This window comes from Nocardia vinacea NBRC 16497 (assembly GCF_000308835.1).
Taxonomy (GTDB): Bacteria; Actinomycetota; Actinomycetes; order Mycobacteriales; family Mycobacteriaceae; genus Nocardia; species Nocardia vinacea.
This window is the reverse complement of sequence record NZ_BAGN01000172.1, coordinates 1-15,268: the sequence shown is the minus strand read 5'-3', so window position 1 is coordinate 15,268 and position 15,268 is coordinate 1. Positions and strand designations below refer to the sequence as shown.

Below are 15,268 nucleotides of genomic sequence, written 5' to 3'. Positions count from 1 at the left end.
CTGATCTATGCACCGCGCCCGCTTTTTGATCAGGATAGCCAGCCCTTCGCAACCGGTGTTGCGTCCGCCGCTATAGCGCTGCGCCAACGTCGGCTTGCTCACAGTTACCCCTGCTGGATGTGGCCGAATTCGTCCGATGATGGCATTGTTGATCGAGAGATCGGGCTCATCGAAGTGATCTGCTCGACTCATCAACAGGAAGTAAGAAGTAAAGAACATGGCTCAAGGCAGTGTGAAGTGGTTCAACAGCGAGAAGGGCTTCGGCTTTATCGCTCAAGACGGAGGCGGCCCTGACGTCTTCGTGCATTACTCGGCCGTTTCCGGCTCGGGTTTCCGGTCCCTCGAAGAGGGCCAGCGCGTGGAGTTCGAGATTGGCCAGGGTCAGAAGGGCCCGCAGGCCCAGGACGTCCGCGCTATCTGATCAAGCGTGACTTAGGAGGCTCGCACCCGGCAGGGGGTGCGGGCCTCTCGTCTTTTCAGGGGGATATTCATGCGCTCTTGGTCAAGGTGACATGGGTGACCGCGGGGGACTGCGCCACCGAGCTGATCTCGTAGCCCGGCAGGGTGCCGAGATCGTCGTAGAGCCGCTCGCCCGCGCCGAGCAGAATCGGGACCACCGCGAGATGCATCTCGTCCACCAGACCGGCGCGCAGGAACTGCCGGATCGCCGATGAGCCGCCCGCGAGCCGTACATCCTGACCATCCGCGGCCTTGAATGCTTGGCGCGCAACCTCTTCCGGCGTTTCGTTCACGAAATGGAACGTCGTGCCACCCGCCATGGGCAGCGACGGGCGCGTGTGATGGGTCATCACGAAGGTGTCGTGGTGGTAGGGCGGGTTGTCGCCCCACCAACCCTGCCATTCGTGATCAGCCCACGGACCTCGGATCGGTCCGAACATGTTGCGCCCCATGATGGTTGCGCCGATGCCGGCATCGCCCGCGACCATGAAATCGTTGTCCACGCCGGTCTCGCCGGTGTCCGCCCCGTCCATCTGGTGTGCGTAGCGCGTGGCCCACACCCAATCGTGCAGCCGCAGCCCGCCCTCGCCGAGCGGATTCTCGGGTCCCTGATTCGGTCCGGCGATGTAGCCGTCGAGCGATATCGCGATGTTGTGTACGCGCAACTTGGCCATGATTCTCTCTTTTCCCGATCTGCTTGCATTTTGCAATCGCTTGTGGGGCAGCCTAAGTGCAACTGGTTGTAGAATGCAAGCAGAAATTTCGACGGAAGGAGCGCCGCATGCGCGACGAGGGACGTTCGGGCTGCCCGATCAACGCCACCATCGAGGTGATCGGCGATCGATGGACGCTGCTGGTCCTGCGCGACGTGATGTTCGGAAATCGCCGCCACTTCCGCGAACTGCTGGCCGGATCGGAGGAGGGGATCGCGTCCAATATCCTGTCGGACCGGCTCAAGCGCCTCGTTGCGGCCGGACTGCTCAGTCGCGAGGACACCCGTCCCGGTCAGAAGGCCCAGTACCGGCTCACCGAGCCCGCGATCCAGCTGGTGCCGATTATGGCGCAATTGGGCGCATGGGGGCTCCGGCATCGCCCGACGACGAAACGACTGCGCGTACGCGCCGAACTCCTCGAGGAGGGCGGGCCGCAGCTCTGGGCCGAGTTCATGGACGAACTGCGCGAGTCGCACCTCGGGATTCCGCGTCCCGATCCGGACGCACCGACCGCCACCGACCGGTTGGCGCGCGCCTACGCCGCCGCGGTCGCCGAGGTGTGATGCGGAGCTGATCCGGTCGCGCTACCGCCCATTTCCAGCGGCCAGGACTTCCTTGCGGAAGAAGGCGGCGGTCACCGCGCGCGCCCGATCCATATCTCGATTCGGAGTCTTCGGGAAAGCATCTGTCGCACGGTCGAATTCGGCCGCGATGAACTCCGCGATCGGGACCGGCACTGCGCCGCTACCCATTTCACGGGTGCGCGACTTCAGCTCGGTCAGCTCGGCAATCGCGGAAACCAGCTCGCCGGGCAACTCGCACTGCTCCAGCAGCGATGGCAGATGCATCGGCGCCACCGCCGCGTCGGGATGCTCACGCAGCCAACGCAATGCCATCGCGGGCCGCAGCGAATAGAACACCTTCTTCAGCGACCGATGGTGATCGAACAGCGCCCACTGCCTGCTGCCCAGATGCAGGTAGTGCCGGGCCACTTGGTTGCGATCGGCGACTTCCGCTGCCACCGCACGCAATTCGGTACGGAACCGGTCGTCGCCGCGGTACACGATCGGCGACGTCAACCATTCGATCAGCACCGCATTGCCGTTCACCAGCAGCCGCAGCGCCTTGGCCAGATCCCAGCCGTTCACATCGAGCAGGTCGACCAGCGGCGTCTCGATGACATCCCTTGTCCGCCATGGCGACAGGTAGGTGTCCATATGCGCGACATAGACGAACCGGCAGTCGTAATCCGAATCGGGCGAGGGGAATCCCCAAGCCCGGCTACCGCTTTCGATGGCCAGCGGTACGGACACCCGATGCGCGCGCTCGATCCGATCGAGCTCGGCATCGATCGACCCGACCACCATCGGGTCCATCGAAGCCGGAATCGCGCGCAGGGACATGGTCGGTGATCGTAATTCGGCCGGGACCAAGCGGACCAACCGTTTTCGTACTGCCGCGACGACTGAGGGTGTGTGACGATGAGCATCGTGCCGGACTGGACTTATCACCCGATGCGCCCGGTGGCGAATGCTCTGGTCGGGGAGCGTCGCGCGCAACTATTGGCATTGCGGTTGCTGTCGGGTTTGATCGCGCTGCCGGGTGGTGGGCGGGCGATCGAGCGTGTTTTCGACCATCCCGAGTTGCCCGCCGAATGGGCCGATCGATTCGGTGCGCGGGTTCCGGTCGAGGTCGCGCGAGACGCCATCCGGGTGCTGCCGGTGCAGGGCGCCGCAATCGTCGAGATCGGGCCGGTGGGCCGCGACGATATCGCGACAGTGCGCGCCGCCGCCCTGGATCGCCGGTGCCGGGTCATCGCGCTGGTCGACGACCCCGAGGTGGGCGCGGAACTGGAGCCGCACGTCGATCAGGTGATCGTCGGCGAACCCGGCGATCGGCACTACCTGACCGAACCCGATATCGCCGCAGCGGTGACGGCCCTGGCCGATTCCGCCGCCACCGTGCTCGCGACCCCCGCGGTGCTGATCGCCGCCGGACCCAGCTGGTTCAACCGCGTCATCGAGGCCGCGCAATCGACCACACCGCCGCCGCCGACCCTGCGCGACGTTCCGCTGGACCCACGCCGCTGGCCGGCGTGGTGCTGGGGCCTGCTGGTCGGCATCGGCATGATCGTCGCCGGAATCGGGGCGGCGGCAATCACTTTGGGGCCCGTACTGCTCTGGTATGACCGCGACTACCTCGGCACGGACGTGGACGGACTGCACGAAATCAACCACCACCTGGTGCATTTCCTGCAGCACGATCGAATCACCATGGCGGGCAATATGATCGCCATCGGCGTGCTGTACACCGGCCTGGCCTGGGGCGGCATACGGCTGGGGCGCGTCTGGGCTCGCAACGCGTATCTGCTCTCCGGGCTCATCGGATTTCCGACGCTGTTCTACTTCCTGGTGATCGGCTTCGTCGAGCCGTTGCACGTCACTGCGGCGGCGGTGCTGTTCCCGATGTTCCTGCTCGCGGTGTGGCGCAAGCCGACCACGCCGCATTGGACCGTGCCGCCGGAGTGTCCCGAGTGGATCAGGCGGCGGGCGCTCGTGGGCCAGTTGCTGCTGATCGCGACCGGGGTGGGCGTATTCATCGGCGGCGTCGTCATCTCGACCGTCGGACTCACCTTCGTGTTCGTGCCGACGGATCTCGAGTTCATGCACACCGATGCCGCCACACTGGAAGCCGCCAACGCGCACCTGCTGCCGTTCATCGCCCACGATCGGGCCGGCTTCGGCGGCGCGCTGATGGCGACGGCGGTCGCGATCGTGCTCCTCGGACTGTGGGGTTGGCGACAGGGCGAGGCCTGGGTGTGGTGGACGCTGCTCGGTGCGGCAGTCGCCGGTTCGGCCGGCGCGCTGGTCATCCACTTCTTCATCCACTACACCGCGTTCGTCCATCTGCTCCCGGTGTATTTCGGTAGCGCCATGCTTGCTGTCGCGCTGATCTCGGCGCGCCCGTATCTGATGTATCGCGCCGACTAATACCGCTGACTCGCGATATTGCGGTACCGAGGTCTGCTGTGTCCGAAAGTTGCCTGCGCTCCACCGTGCTTATCTCGGATAGATCTCAAGTGGCGTCACTTATTTTCTCAGAGATCTCTTAGGAAGCTTCCTTTGCGGGGCTAATTACAGCTCGAAAAAGCGCTCCCGACCTGCATTCATGCACGTATGACCTGATCAGAGATGTTTTGGTCAGTTGTCCAGATCACAATTATGTGCAATATGTAGTGTGCGTCACAATCCGCCAGAATTTCGTAACCGTATTTGCGCATGCCCCGATGTGCCATGTGTCAGCCAGTTCGACTGGATTTGTTTTCGACGAAGAGGAAATTTCATGATCCCCGTTATCATCGACACCGGTTCCGCGGCTCTGGACGGCCTGTTCTCCACCGGTAGCGCTGCTCTGCACGGCATTTTCAACACCCTGTGGACGGGTTCGTTCGGCGGCTGATAGCGCTGTCTCGGTCGATGGTTTCGACCGCGCGGACGCCGTTGTGACGGCGTACCCCGAGGCAAGGCCTCGCACCGTTGGTGCGGGGCCTTCCTTCATGTTGAGGCACCCGCCTACCGGGGGGTAGGCCGCGGCGGATTCCGGCCAACTAAGCTGGTGCGCGGTAATTGCCGACCCCCTTTCCTCCCAGGAGTACCCCACAGTGAGCCAAGCAGGCCGTCCTGTTGTTCTGATCGCCGACAAGCTCGCCCAGTCGACCGTCGACGCGCTCGGTGACGGTGTCGAGGTCCGCTGGGTCGACGGCCCCGACCGTCCCGCGCTGCTGGCCGCGGTGCCCGAGGCGGATGCCCTACTCGTACGCTCGGCGACCACCGTCGACGCCGAGGTGCTCGAGGCCGGGAAGAACCTGAAGATCGTCGCCCGCGCCGGCGTCGGCCTCGACAATGTCGATGTGCCCGCGGCCACCGAGCGCGGCGTCATGGTGGTCAACGCGCCCACCTCCAACATCCACACCGCCGCCGAGCACGCTGTCACGCTGCTGCTGGCCGCCGCCCGCCAGATCCCGGCCGCCGACGCCACCCTGCGTGAGCGCACCTGGGCGCGCAGCAAGTTCAACGGTGTCGAGATCTTCGACAAGACCGTCGGTGTGGTCGGCCTCGGTCGGATCGGCCAGCTGTTCGCCGCGCGTCTCGCCGCCTTCGAGACCAAGGTGATCGCCTACGACCCCTACGTCTCCCCGGCTCGCGCTGCCCAGCTCGGCATCGAACTGCTGCCCCTGGACGAGCTGCTCGAGCGCGCCGACCTGATCTCGGTGCACCTGCCGAAGACCCCCGAGACCAAGGGCATCATCGGCAAGGAAGCCATCGCCAAGACCAAGCCGGGCGTCATCATCGTCAACGCCGCCCGCGGTGGGCTGGTCGATGAGCAGGCGCTCGCCGACGCCATCAAGTCCGGTCACGTGCGTGCCGCCGGTCTGGACGTATTCGACACCGAGCCGTGCACCGACAGCCCGCTGTTCGACCTGCCGCAGGTCGTGGTGACCCCGCACCTGGGCGCGTCCACCGCCGAGGCGCAGGACCGCGCAGGCACCGATGTCGCCAAGTCCGTGCTGCTGGCCCTGGCCGGTGAATTCGTGCCGGGCGCGGTGAACGTCACCAGTGGCACCGTCGGCGACGAGGTCGCGCCGTGGCTGGAGATCGTGCGCAAGCAGGGGCACCTGCTCGGCGCGGTGTCCAACGAGCTGCCGGTCAGCGTCGAGGTGCAGGTGCGTGGCGAGCTGGCCGCGCAAGATGTTGCGGTGCTGGAGCTTTCGGCGCTGCGCGGCATCTTCTCCGCGCTGGTCGAGGACCAGGTCACCTTCGTCAACGCCCCCGCGCTCGCCAAGGACCGCGGCATTACCGCCGAGGTCACCAAGGTTTCGGAGAGCCCGAGCCATCGCAGCGTCGTCGACCTGCGCGCGGTCTTCGGCGACGGCAGCACGCTGAATGTGGCGGGCACGCTGACCGAGCCGCAGCAGGTGCAGAAGATCGTCAACATCAACGGCCGCAACTACGATATGCGCGCCGAAGGCCTGAACCTGGCCGTGCTGAACTACGAGGACAGGCCGGGCGCGCTCGGCAAGATCGGTACGAAGCTCGGTGAGGCCGAGATCGACATCCTCGCCGCGCAGCTGAGCCAGGATGTCGACAAGGAGGGCGCGACCGTGGTTCTACGTGTGGCCCGCGAAGTCCCCGCCGACGTCCAGGCCGCGATCGCCGAATCCGTCGGTGCGGCCAAGATCGTCCTGGTCGACCTGTTCTGACCACTACCGGCGCCGCGTACCTCGACCGTGCGCGGCGCCGTCACCAGTGCCGGGCATGACATGTCACGCCGCGCATGGTGACTGCCGGGCTGCGCTGCCCGCCCGACAGGGGCATGCGGTGCGGGACGAAGTACGGTGGCGGTCGGCAATACTGAACGGAGCCTTGTTGTTATGAAGCTTGCTGTTATCGCGGGTGATGGGATCGGCCCCGAGGTCATCGCGGAGGCGCTCAAGGTGCTCGACGTGGTGCAGCCGGGCGTCGAGAAGACCGAATACGATCTCGGCGCGCGGCGCTACCACGCGACCGGTGAGATCCTGCCGGATTCGGTGCTGCCGGAGCTGAAGCAGCACGATGCGATCCTGCTCGGCGCGATCGGCGATCCGTCGGTGCCCAGCGGTGTGCTCGAGCGCGGACTGCTGCTGCGCACCCGGTTCGCGCTGGATCACCACGTCAACCTGCGTCCGTCGAAGCTGTACCCGGGCGTGACGAGTCCGCTCGCGGGCAATCCGGATATCGACTTCGTAGTCGTGCGCGAGGGCACCGAGGGCCCCTACACCGGTACCGGCGGCGCGATCCGGGTGGAGACCCCGCATGAGGTCGCCACCGAGGTCAGCACCAATACCCGCTTCGGCATCGAGCGCGTCGTCCGCTACGCCTTCGCCAAGGCGCAGGCCCGGCGCAAGCACCTGACGCTGGTGCACAAGAACAATGTGCTGACCTTCGCCGGTTCGCTGTGGCAGCGGACGGTGAACGAGGTCGCGGCGGAGTTCCCGGAGGTGCAGACCGCCTACCAGCACATCGATGCCGCCACCATCCACATGGTCAACGATCCGGGCCGCTTCGATGTGATCGTCACCGACAATCTGTTCGGCGACATCATCACCGACCTCGCGGCCGCGGTGAGCGGCGGAATCGGCCTGGCGGCCAGCGGCAATATCGACGCCTCCGGCACCAACCCGAGCATGTTCGAGCCGGTCCACGGCAGTGCCCCCGATATCGCGGGGCAGTCCAAGGCCGATCCGACCGCCGCGATTCTGTCGGTGTCATTGCTGCTCAACCACATCGGAAACGCCGAAGGCGCCGCTCGCATCGAAGCGGCGGTCGCCAAGGATCTCGCGTCGCGCACCGGTGCGGCCTCGACCGTCGAGATCGGAGATCGGATCGCCGCGGCGGTCTGACATGTTCTGCCTGACGGCCCGCGCTCGAGCCAGTCCGAGTGCGGGCCTTTCGGCTTCGCAGGAACGCGCGGGAGTTCGATGAGCGAGCGTCGGGGACCGTATACCGATGTGGATCTGCACCGTTTACCGAGCGGCGGTAAGGGTTTCGAGCTCGAGGACGGCTGGTTGATCGCGGTCGCGGGCGGTGCGCGTCACGATTTCGTGGTGCAGCGGCTCGGGCGGCTCATCGATATCGCGGCCGGGGGTGCCGCGGTGCACGTATGTATCGGCGGTGGTTGGGAAGTCAACACGCCCAGCGGCATTCGCAAGCCCGATATCGTGGTGATACCGAGAGATGTTGCGCGGGCCGCGATTATCGCCGAAACGCCCCGGCTGATTTCCGGTACGGAGGTACTGCTCGCCGTGGAGATCGTTGCGCCGGGCGACGGCAGTGAACGCACCGATCGGGTCAGGAAGGTTCGCGAGTACGCGGCCATCGACATTCCGCAGTACTGGATAGTCGAGCACCATCCGGAGGTCCGGATACACCGAATGCTGCTCGCGGACGGAGCCTTTCACCCCCATCCAACGGTGACGTCAGGAACCGTATTCACCGCGGCGATCCGAGCCGATCCACCGTTTCGGGTGAGTTTCGATCCGGCCGCCTTGATCGAGATCTGACCCATTCGCGCTCGGTAAGTGCGCTGCCGACCGCGGTGGCAATTCCACGAATCGAGTCGTAGACGGGGTCCGTGATGACATCGTGGACTCGCGTCGCAGGCTCGCCGATCGGCCCGATGCCATCGAAAACTGTACCGGCGACCGCTCGATGCCGCTGTTCGACGACAGTGGCTGCCGCACTGACGGATTCGGCGACGTCTGGTCCTAGCTTGCGCAGTTCGGCCAGCTGCTCAGAGGTGGTTGTGATTGTGTGGTTATCTTGGCCGCCCGGATGCGTCATCGGATTCCTGCGGCTCGGCACTGGACTGGTGATCCTGCGGAAGATCTGTCGCTGCAACTGGATTCGCCTGCGATGGCGGCATCGGTTCAGGTGGCGACTTGGGCTGTCCAGGTTGCATGGCAGCGATCGGCCGCCCCGGCACGTGCTGGGCGGCAGCGAAATCTGACGGCATCGCAGCTGTCGCCCGAAGGGGTGGCGGCGGAGTGGGCCATCCGCCGGGAAGGTGCTGCGCGGCAGGAGAACTCACTGAGCCAGGGGCCGCCCAGCTGTGCGGATGTGGATGCGGTGGCCGATTCGGGGCGGCAGGTGGGCTTGGCGGCACCGGAGGGAACATCGGAGGTGTTGCCCAATTGGGCGGCGGCGGGGTCGGCCAACCGTGGGAGGGGCCAGGCGGCGGCGGGGTCGGCCGACCGGATGGCGTTGAAAGGTTGGGCGGTGTCTGCCAGTCGGGCGGCGGAGGCGGCCAACCGGGTGGTGAAAGGTTGGGCGTCTGCCAATTGGGCGGTGCTGCGGGGCTCGGCGGTGCCGGCGCGTCGGGCGGGTGGGGGACGGAGTTGGGGTCTTGGGACATGGTTATCTCCTGTGTTGTAAGGGAATCGGTGAAATGGGGATCAACGGGTTGGCGGGCTCGGGGGTTTCGGCATGTCGGGTGGGGTGGGCATTGGGGGTGGGCCGGGTGGCATGGGCATGCGGGGTGGGGTGGGGAAACCGGCTGGCGGGGTGGGAAAACCGGGTGGAGTCGGGGGAATGGGAGGGTTGGGCGGCATCGGGGGTGTGGGCGGATTCGGGGGTGTGGGGAACGGGCCCATCGGGGGCATCGGGCCGCTGAAGCGTTGGAAGGCCGCTTGTCGGGAGGTGCCGAGGAGATCGCCGATTTCGGCCCAGGTGTGGCCTTCTTCGCGCGCCTGCCGGGCCAGGGTGTGCAGGATATCGTCGACGAGTCGACTGAGATTTCGGGTCGCCGTGAGCGCGGCGAGCACCGGCACGCTGGGCCTGCCCTCCTCCGGGCGTAGCACACCCACGACCAGTTCCGCATTGGCGGACAACAACTTTCCGAGCATCGCCCGCTCGTCCTGCGGGTCTACGCGCTGCTGTTCATCGGACATATGTAAAGCCTGGCTTGACACTCTCGCCTTGTCAAGGCTGGATTTACATCGTGGGTCGGAGGTATGAATCTATTGCTTGGCCTCGGGTGTGGCGCCTATCGCGAGGACCGGCCAGGTTTCGGCGCCGCGTTCAGTCGAAGATCGGGCGGACAACGTCTTCTCGGATCGGCTTCGATCCTGCGGCGCAGCGCGATCTGAATCCGCGATTCCCTCCGGAGGCGGCTCCGACGCACATGCATCGCGCCCGCCCCGGCGAACCGGAGCAGGCGCGAATTCCTGAGGGGCCGTTATTCGGATCGTCGATCAGTGGGGACCAGCGGAACCGCGGCCATCGCCAGCACGGCGGCCAACAGATATGCGGCGGGGAAACCGCTTGCGGTGATCAGCGCGCCGAAAACCGGTGGTATGGCGGCCATTGCGAGGTTCTGGCCGGTGTTCTGGATGCCGAGTCCACGTCCACTCCAGAACGGTCCGGCGATCTCGGCGACGGCCGTGAAGGCCAAACCGTTATCGGAGACCGTGATGACCGATGCGGCGATCAGCAGCGGAATCGCGGCCCACCATGCGTGCGTCCATGCGGCCAAAGCCAAAGCGGCCATGGAGATTACGGCGGCGATGGCGACGGTGCGCAGCGGTCCCATTCGGCTGCCGACGCGATCGGACCATGCGCCCGCGCCGATTCGTCCTATGGCGCCGAGGAATTGGGTTCCGGTCACCAGAGCGCCTGCTACGGGCAGCGACCAGCCAACGTCACTATGCAACCACAATAATGCGAAAGTCCATACGGTCCCTTGCGGAATGCACAGCAGCACCGACACCGCATGGATGCGCCATAGCGTGGAATCGCCGCGATACGGGTTGGCTCGATCCGCCGCCGCGCCCGCGGGTCGAGGAGGATCGATGATCCCGATCAAGCAGCCCAGCGCGGCGACACCTGCCATCATCGCGGGCACCAGAATGGCCGCCGAGACTCCATGCGCGGCCGCAACGGCCGGAATGCTGAGCGCGCCGATGCCGACGCCGATGGGCTGCGCGGTCTGTCGAATGCCCATCGCCAGTCCGCGTCGCCGCGGCGGGAACCAGCCGACGATCACCCGGCCGCTGGCCCCATTGGTACTCGCCGCGCCGACGCCGCCCAGGAACAGCAATGCGCCGAGCAGCATGTGATCGGTGACGGTAGCCGCCGCGACGCCCGCGCCGAACATCAGCAGTGGTCCGCCGACCAGTACCTTGTGCTCGCCGATCCGGTCCACGACATATCCCCAGGCGATCAGCGTGCATACCAGGCCAACGGTCGGCATGGCCACGAGCAGACCCGCGGTAGCCAATGGCATGCCACCGGCGGTCAGTGCGGGCAAAAGAAACGGAACCCCGTGGATGAAGACGGCGCTGGAGGCCTGGGCGAACACGCCGAGTCCGAGCATGGACCACCGTCGGATGTCGCGCATCTGGGTCACGGTCGTCGCCATCGGCCTCACCTCGAAATCTCAAAATATGGGAATGAATTCTCATTGGGTGAACATCGAGACTCACCGTACACCCAGTGGGCAAGTGGATTCCGCTGTGGTTCTGTAGAACTGCTCACATCGCGAGCCGCCGAACCCGCCGCCGCGCGCGGTTCCGGACCGCTCGGTCGGGCGCGTTCGAGCAGGTCGAGGGGCGGTCGATAGACTGCGGTGCATGCGTCTAGGTCGAATCGCCAGTCCCGATGGAGTCGCTTTCGTCAGCATCGAAGGGGAGGGGAGCGAGAGCGTCGCCAAGGAGATCGCGGAACATCCGTTCGGTACTCCGACATTCACCGGGCGGAGTTGGCCGCTGGCCGATGTGCGCCTGCTCGCGCCGATTCTGGCCAGCAAGGTGGTCTGCATCGGTAAGAATTACGCCGCACACGCGGCCGAAATGGGCGGGGTCGCACCGGCGGATCCGGTGATCTTCATGAAGCCGAGCACCTCGATCATCGGCCCGAACGCGTCGATCGTATTGCCGCCCAGCTCATCCCAGGTCGACTACGAGGGCGAGCTCGCGATCGTCATCGGCCGTCCGTGCAAGGATGTGCCCGCTGCCCGCGCACTCGACGTGGTGCTCGGCTACACCGTCGCCAACGATGTGACCGCGCGCGATCAGCAGAAGCACGACGGCCAGTGGACTCGGGGCAAGGGCTACGACACCTTCTGCCCGCTCGGCCCGTGGATCGAAACCTCGCTCGACCCTTCGGATCTGGAGATCGTCACCGAAGTCGACGGCGAGGTCCGCCAGCGCAGCCGCACTTCGCTTCTGCTGCACGATATTCCGAAGTTCATCGAGTGGGTGACCACGGTGATGACGCTGCTGCCCGGCGATGTGCTCCTCACCGGCACTCCGGAGGGCGTCGGCCCGCTACAGGCCGGGCAGAACGTCTCCGTGACCGTCGAGGGTATCGGAACCCTCACCAATCCTGTTGCCGCCAAGCGCTAGTCGAAAGAGAGCCATGACTGAAGTACGGGTCCGCTTCTGCCCGTCACCGACCGGAACGCCGCATGTCGGCCTGGTCCGGACGGCGCTGTTCAATTGGGCGTACGCCCGCCACACCGGCGGCAAGTTCGTCTTCCGCATCGAAGATACCGATGCCGCACGCGATTCCGAAGAATCATATGGTGCGATCCTGGATGCGCTGCGCTGGCTCGGCCTCACCTGGGACGAGGGGCCGGAGGTCGGCGGGCCCTATGCGCCCTATCGGCAATCGCAGCGACGCGAGCTGCATATGGAAGTCGTGCGGAATTTGCTGGCGGCCGGTGAAGCGTACGAATCCTTCTCCACGCCCGAGGAAGTCGAGGAGCGCCATCGGGCGGCGGGCCGCGATCCGAAACTCGGCTACGACAACTACGACCGCGATCTCACCCCCGAGGAGATCGAGGCCCATCGGGCCGCCGGACGCCCGGCGGTAATCCGGCTCCGAATGCCCGACGAAGACATCACCTGGCACGATCTCGTGCGCGGCGAAACCACCTTCAAAGCGGGTACCGTGCCCGATTTCGCACTCACTCGCGGTAATGGCGATCCGCTCTATACGCTGGTTAACCCGGTCGACGACGCATTGATGAAGATCACCCATGTGTTGCGCGGTGAGGACATTCTCTCGTCCACTCCGCGCCAAATCGCGCTCTACGCGGCGATGCGCCGGATCGGTGTCGCGGAGTTCACTCCGGAGTTCGGCCATCTACCGTTCGTGATGGGGCAGGGCAACAAGAAGTTGTCCAAGCGCGATCCGGAGTCGAATCTGTTCGTCCATCGGGATAGGGGATTCATCCCGGAGGGTTTGCTGAATTACCTGGCGCTACTCGGCTGGGGCATCGCGGATGATCGCGATGTTTTCTCGATGGCCGAGATGGTGGCGGCCTTCGATATCTCGAAAGTGAATTCGAATCCGGCTCGTTTCGATCAGAAGAAGGCGGATGCGCTCAACGCCGAACACATCCGATTGCTGGAGCCGGGCGATTTCACGCACCGCTTGCGTGAGTTCCTCACCGAACACGGCCACATCGGCGCCGACATCGACGACAAGTTGTTCGCCGCGGCCGCCGAACTAGTGCAAACCCGGATCGTGGTGTTGTCCGACGCGTGGGATCTGCTGCGTTTCTTGTTCGCGCCCGCGGAAGAGTTCGCGATTGATCCTGCGGCGGGGTCGAAGAACCTGGGTTCCGAAGCGACGCCGGTATTGGATGCCGCTATTGCCGCGCTGGAGCCGCTGACGGCCTGGACCACCCCCGCTATCGAGGATGCGCTCAAAACCGCGCTCATCGATGATCTGGGGCTCAAACCGCGTAAGGCGTTCGCACCAGTGCGAGTGGCGGTGACGGGTTCGCATATCAGCCCGCCGCTGTACGAATCGCTGGAGCTGCTCGGCCGCGAGACGAGCCTGGCTCGGCTGCGCTCGGCGCGGGACTGGACGGCGTCGGCCTGAAAATCCGTCTTTGACCGAAAAACAGGGCGTTGACCAGGCGATTTGTAGTAGACCGTATGCGGTTTGGTACTCTACTTCTCGGCTCGGAACAGGGCCTCGGGTCAGCCGGACACGAGGTCGAACGTCCTGGTCATTGGGGTATGGTGTAATTGGCAACACAGCTGATTCTGGTTCAGCCATTCTAGGTTCGAGTCCTGGTACCCCAGCGGAGAATGTTGTTCGTCTCTCGGTGCGCGACCGAAAGTTGTTCAGCATCCGGCGATTTGGTCGCCGAGCTTCGGTCGGCTAAGCTAACCGAGCTTCCACTGATCGAAAGATCAACCGGAAAGATCACCCACCGAAATGTGGGAGATCGAGTCCTGGCCCCGTCGTCTAGCGGCCTAGGACGCCGCCCTCTCAAGGCGGTAGCGCGGGTTCGAATCCCGTCGGGGCTACGCAGATGGGAGGCCCATGCTCATGGAGAGCATGGGCCTTTTCTGCTTCGCATTGTCTTGTGGGGGTGGGACCCCCACACCCCTACCCGGAGGGCTTCGCCCCCGGACCCCCGAGTCTGGCCGGGGGCTTCGCCCCGGAACGGCAGGTCAGGGTGCCGTTGTGCAGGTGGGCTCTGTTTCCTCGCCACGGTGGGCATTTTGTCGTGGCGGTGTGACTTATCCATCAGGGCGGTGTGGGCGCGGGCTCGATGCCCTCATGTGACCTGAGTTGCTGGAGTTGGGTCGAGAGCTTTTGGATACGCAAAAGCCCTCCAGAGGTTCAGCTGGAGGGCTTTTTGGGTGTTCGGCTTCCTATCCGCTCTTGCGGCGGAACTCCCGCTTATGGCTGGCGCTGCCGTGGGAGGAGGTTGCCTTGGAGCGTCCGTCGAGGTGGTCGTTCGACTTGGCGTGGTGCTGGTTTTTGCGCTCCAGGGCTTCCTTGAACTTGCGTTTGACGTCTTCGGTGCTTGGTGCCGCCTTGCCGTTGGAACTATCCGCTTCCGCCATGTCTGCTCCTCGTCGTCGCGGCCGGTGGCGCGCCACGGGGGACGTCGCCGCGCTGCCGATTCAGGTCGAACAAGATTGACGCTACTGTGCCGCACCCGGCGTGTCAGGCGGATTTTGCCCGCGTGGCGCGATCAGTCGAGGGGTTGGGCGGTGGTGCCACCGAGGGGGAGTTGGGGGAGGCCGAGTTTGCGGTGGTCCCAGCTGCGGAGGCGATCCGGGACTACTCGGACCGCTATGCGCTTGTTGAGCATCTGTTCGACGAGCGGGCGGACTTCTTCGCTGTAGGGGCCGGTGTAGCGCTCCCAGACGCTCACGCCGACAGCGAACAGCTTGTCCGGATCATCGATGACCTCGGCGTGGCCTTCGATCGAGACGCCGCGCAACTGATCGTAGGTCTGGCCTGCCTCGACCATGCAGGTCACGCGGGGGTCTCGGCCCAGGTTCACTGCCTTTTGCGACTTGGCCTTGGTCTCGAACCAGATCTCGCCGTCGATGAGCGCGTACCACATCGCGGTCAGGTGCGGCGCACCGTTCGGGCCGATGGTGGCCAGCGTCGCGATGCGGCTGCGCTGCAGGAATTCGGAAATCTCGGCGTCGGACATGACGATCTGCGCCCGTTGGTTTACTCCCATGCGCACCAACTTTAGAGGTTCGAAACTAGAACGTGTTACAGCCTCTTGTGCAGGGCGTC

General features: G+C 65.2%; 15 protein-coding genes and 2 tRNA genes. 10 read left to right on the top strand and 7 right to left on the bottom strand.

What is annotated here, in order from left to right:
• Positions 1-217 precede the first annotated feature (217 nt).
• Positions 218-421, top strand: a complete 204-nt coding sequence (locus ON44_RS23085) for a cold-shock protein (RefSeq protein WP_040693519.1) — start codon at positions 218-220, stop codon at positions 419-421.
• Between the two features lie 67 nt (positions 422-488).
• Here ON44_RS23085 and ON44_RS23080 read toward each other — a convergent pair whose 3' ends face one another.
• Positions 489-1,133, bottom strand: a complete 645-nt coding sequence (locus ON44_RS23080) for a dihydrofolate reductase family protein (RefSeq protein ID WP_040693518.1) — start codon at positions 1,131-1,133, stop codon at positions 489-491.
• A gap of 107 nt (positions 1,134-1,240) precedes the next feature.
• Here ON44_RS23080 and ON44_RS23075 point away from each other — a divergent pair, with 107 nt between their 5' ends.
• On the top strand, positions 1,241-1,735 hold the full coding sequence (locus ON44_RS23075; RefSeq protein ID WP_040693516.1) for a winged helix-turn-helix transcriptional regulator: 495 nt from the start codon (positions 1,241-1,243) through the stop codon (positions 1,733-1,735).
• 21 nt (positions 1,736-1,756) lie between these two features.
• On the opposite strand, the gene ON44_RS23070 is transcribed toward ON44_RS23075, so the two are convergent.
• Positions 1,757-2,575, bottom strand: a complete 819-nt coding sequence (locus ON44_RS23070) for a nucleotidyltransferase domain-containing protein (RefSeq protein ID WP_051182354.1) — start codon at positions 2,573-2,575, stop codon at positions 1,757-1,759.
• 87 nt (positions 2,576-2,662) lie between these two features.
• Here ON44_RS23070 and ON44_RS23065 point away from each other — a divergent pair, with 87 nt between their 5' ends.
• From ON44_RS23065 to ON44_RS23050, 4 genes are all read left to right on the top strand, one after another.
• Positions 2,663-4,162 carry an SAM-dependent methyltransferase gene (locus ON44_RS23065; protein WP_040693599.1) on the top strand — a complete coding sequence of 500 codons (1,500 nt, stop codon included), beginning with the start codon at positions 2,663-2,665 and terminating at the stop codon, positions 4,160-4,162.
• Positions 4,163-4,833: 671 nt separating this feature from the next.
• Positions 4,834-6,432, top strand: a complete 1,599-nt coding sequence (serA, locus tag ON44_RS23060) for a phosphoglycerate dehydrogenase (protein ID WP_040693514.1) — start codon at positions 4,834-4,836, stop codon at positions 6,430-6,432.
• Positions 6,433-6,603: 171 nt separating this feature from the next.
• Complete coding sequence (locus ON44_RS23055) at positions 6,604-7,611, top strand: 3-isopropylmalate dehydrogenase (protein WP_040693513.1); 1,008 nt, start codon at positions 6,604-6,606, stop codon at positions 7,609-7,611.
• A gap of 78 nt (positions 7,612-7,689) precedes the next feature.
• A complete protein-coding gene (locus ON44_RS23050; protein WP_040693511.1) occupies positions 7,690-8,271 on the top strand; it encodes a Uma2 family endonuclease in 582 nt (193 codons plus the stop codon).
• 366 nt (positions 8,272-8,637) lie between these two features.
• Here the strand turns inward: ON44_RS23050 and ON44_RS53520 are convergent, their stop codons facing one another.
• The 3 genes from ON44_RS53520 to ON44_RS23040 all read right to left on the bottom strand — a co-directional run bounded on the left by ON44_RS53520 (position 8,638) and on the right by ON44_RS23040 (position 11,126).
• Positions 8,638-9,048, bottom strand: coding sequence for a hypothetical protein (locus ON44_RS53520; protein WP_157187263.1), 411 nt, complete (start codon positions 9,046-9,048; stop codon positions 8,638-8,640).
• A 114-nt stretch (positions 9,049-9,162) separates the two neighbouring features.
• On the bottom strand, positions 9,163-9,657 hold the full coding sequence (locus ON44_RS48505; RefSeq protein WP_083898079.1) for a hypothetical protein: 495 nt from the start codon (positions 9,655-9,657) through the stop codon (positions 9,163-9,165).
• Positions 9,658-9,944: 287 nt separating this feature from the next.
• The gene (locus ON44_RS23040) at positions 9,945-11,126 is read right to left on the bottom strand and encodes an MFS transporter (RefSeq protein WP_040693507.1); all 1,182 of its coding nucleotides are present in this window, start codon (positions 11,124-11,126) and stop codon (positions 9,945-9,947) included.
• 211 nt (positions 11,127-11,337) lie between these two features.
• Between ON44_RS23040 and ON44_RS23035 the strand changes: the two genes are divergently transcribed.
• From ON44_RS23035 to ON44_RS23020, 4 genes are all read left to right on the top strand, one after another.
• A complete protein-coding gene (locus ON44_RS23035) occupies positions 11,338-12,111 on the top strand; it encodes a fumarylacetoacetate hydrolase family protein (RefSeq protein WP_040693506.1) in 774 nt (257 codons plus the stop codon).
• Positions 12,112-12,124: 13 nt separating this feature from the next.
• Complete coding sequence (gene gltX / locus ON44_RS23030; protein ID WP_040693505.1) at positions 12,125-13,597, top strand: glutamate--tRNA ligase; 1,473 nt, start codon at positions 12,125-12,127, stop codon at positions 13,595-13,597.
• A gap of 134 nt (positions 13,598-13,731) precedes the next feature.
• Positions 13,732-13,803 (top strand) — tRNA-Gln (locus tag ON44_RS23025).
• A gap of 155 nt (positions 13,804-13,958) precedes the next feature.
• Positions 13,959-14,031 (top strand) — tRNA-Glu (locus ON44_RS23020).
• 351 nt (positions 14,032-14,382) lie between these two features.
• Here the strand turns inward: ON44_RS23020 and ON44_RS23015 are convergent.
• Both ON44_RS23015 and ON44_RS23010 read right to left on the bottom strand, forming a co-directional pair.
• Positions 14,383-14,577 carry a DUF5302 domain-containing protein gene (locus ON44_RS23015; RefSeq protein ID WP_040693502.1) on the bottom strand — a complete coding sequence of 65 codons (195 nt, stop codon included), beginning with the start codon at positions 14,575-14,577 and terminating at the stop codon, positions 14,383-14,385.
• A gap of 131 nt (positions 14,578-14,708) precedes the next feature.
• Positions 14,709-15,209 (bottom strand): pyridoxamine 5'-phosphate oxidase family protein, encoded by a 501-nt coding sequence (locus tag ON44_RS23010; RefSeq protein ID WP_040693500.1) that lies wholly within the window; start codon positions 15,207-15,209, stop codon positions 14,709-14,711.
• Positions 15,210-15,268: the final 59 nt, after the last annotated feature.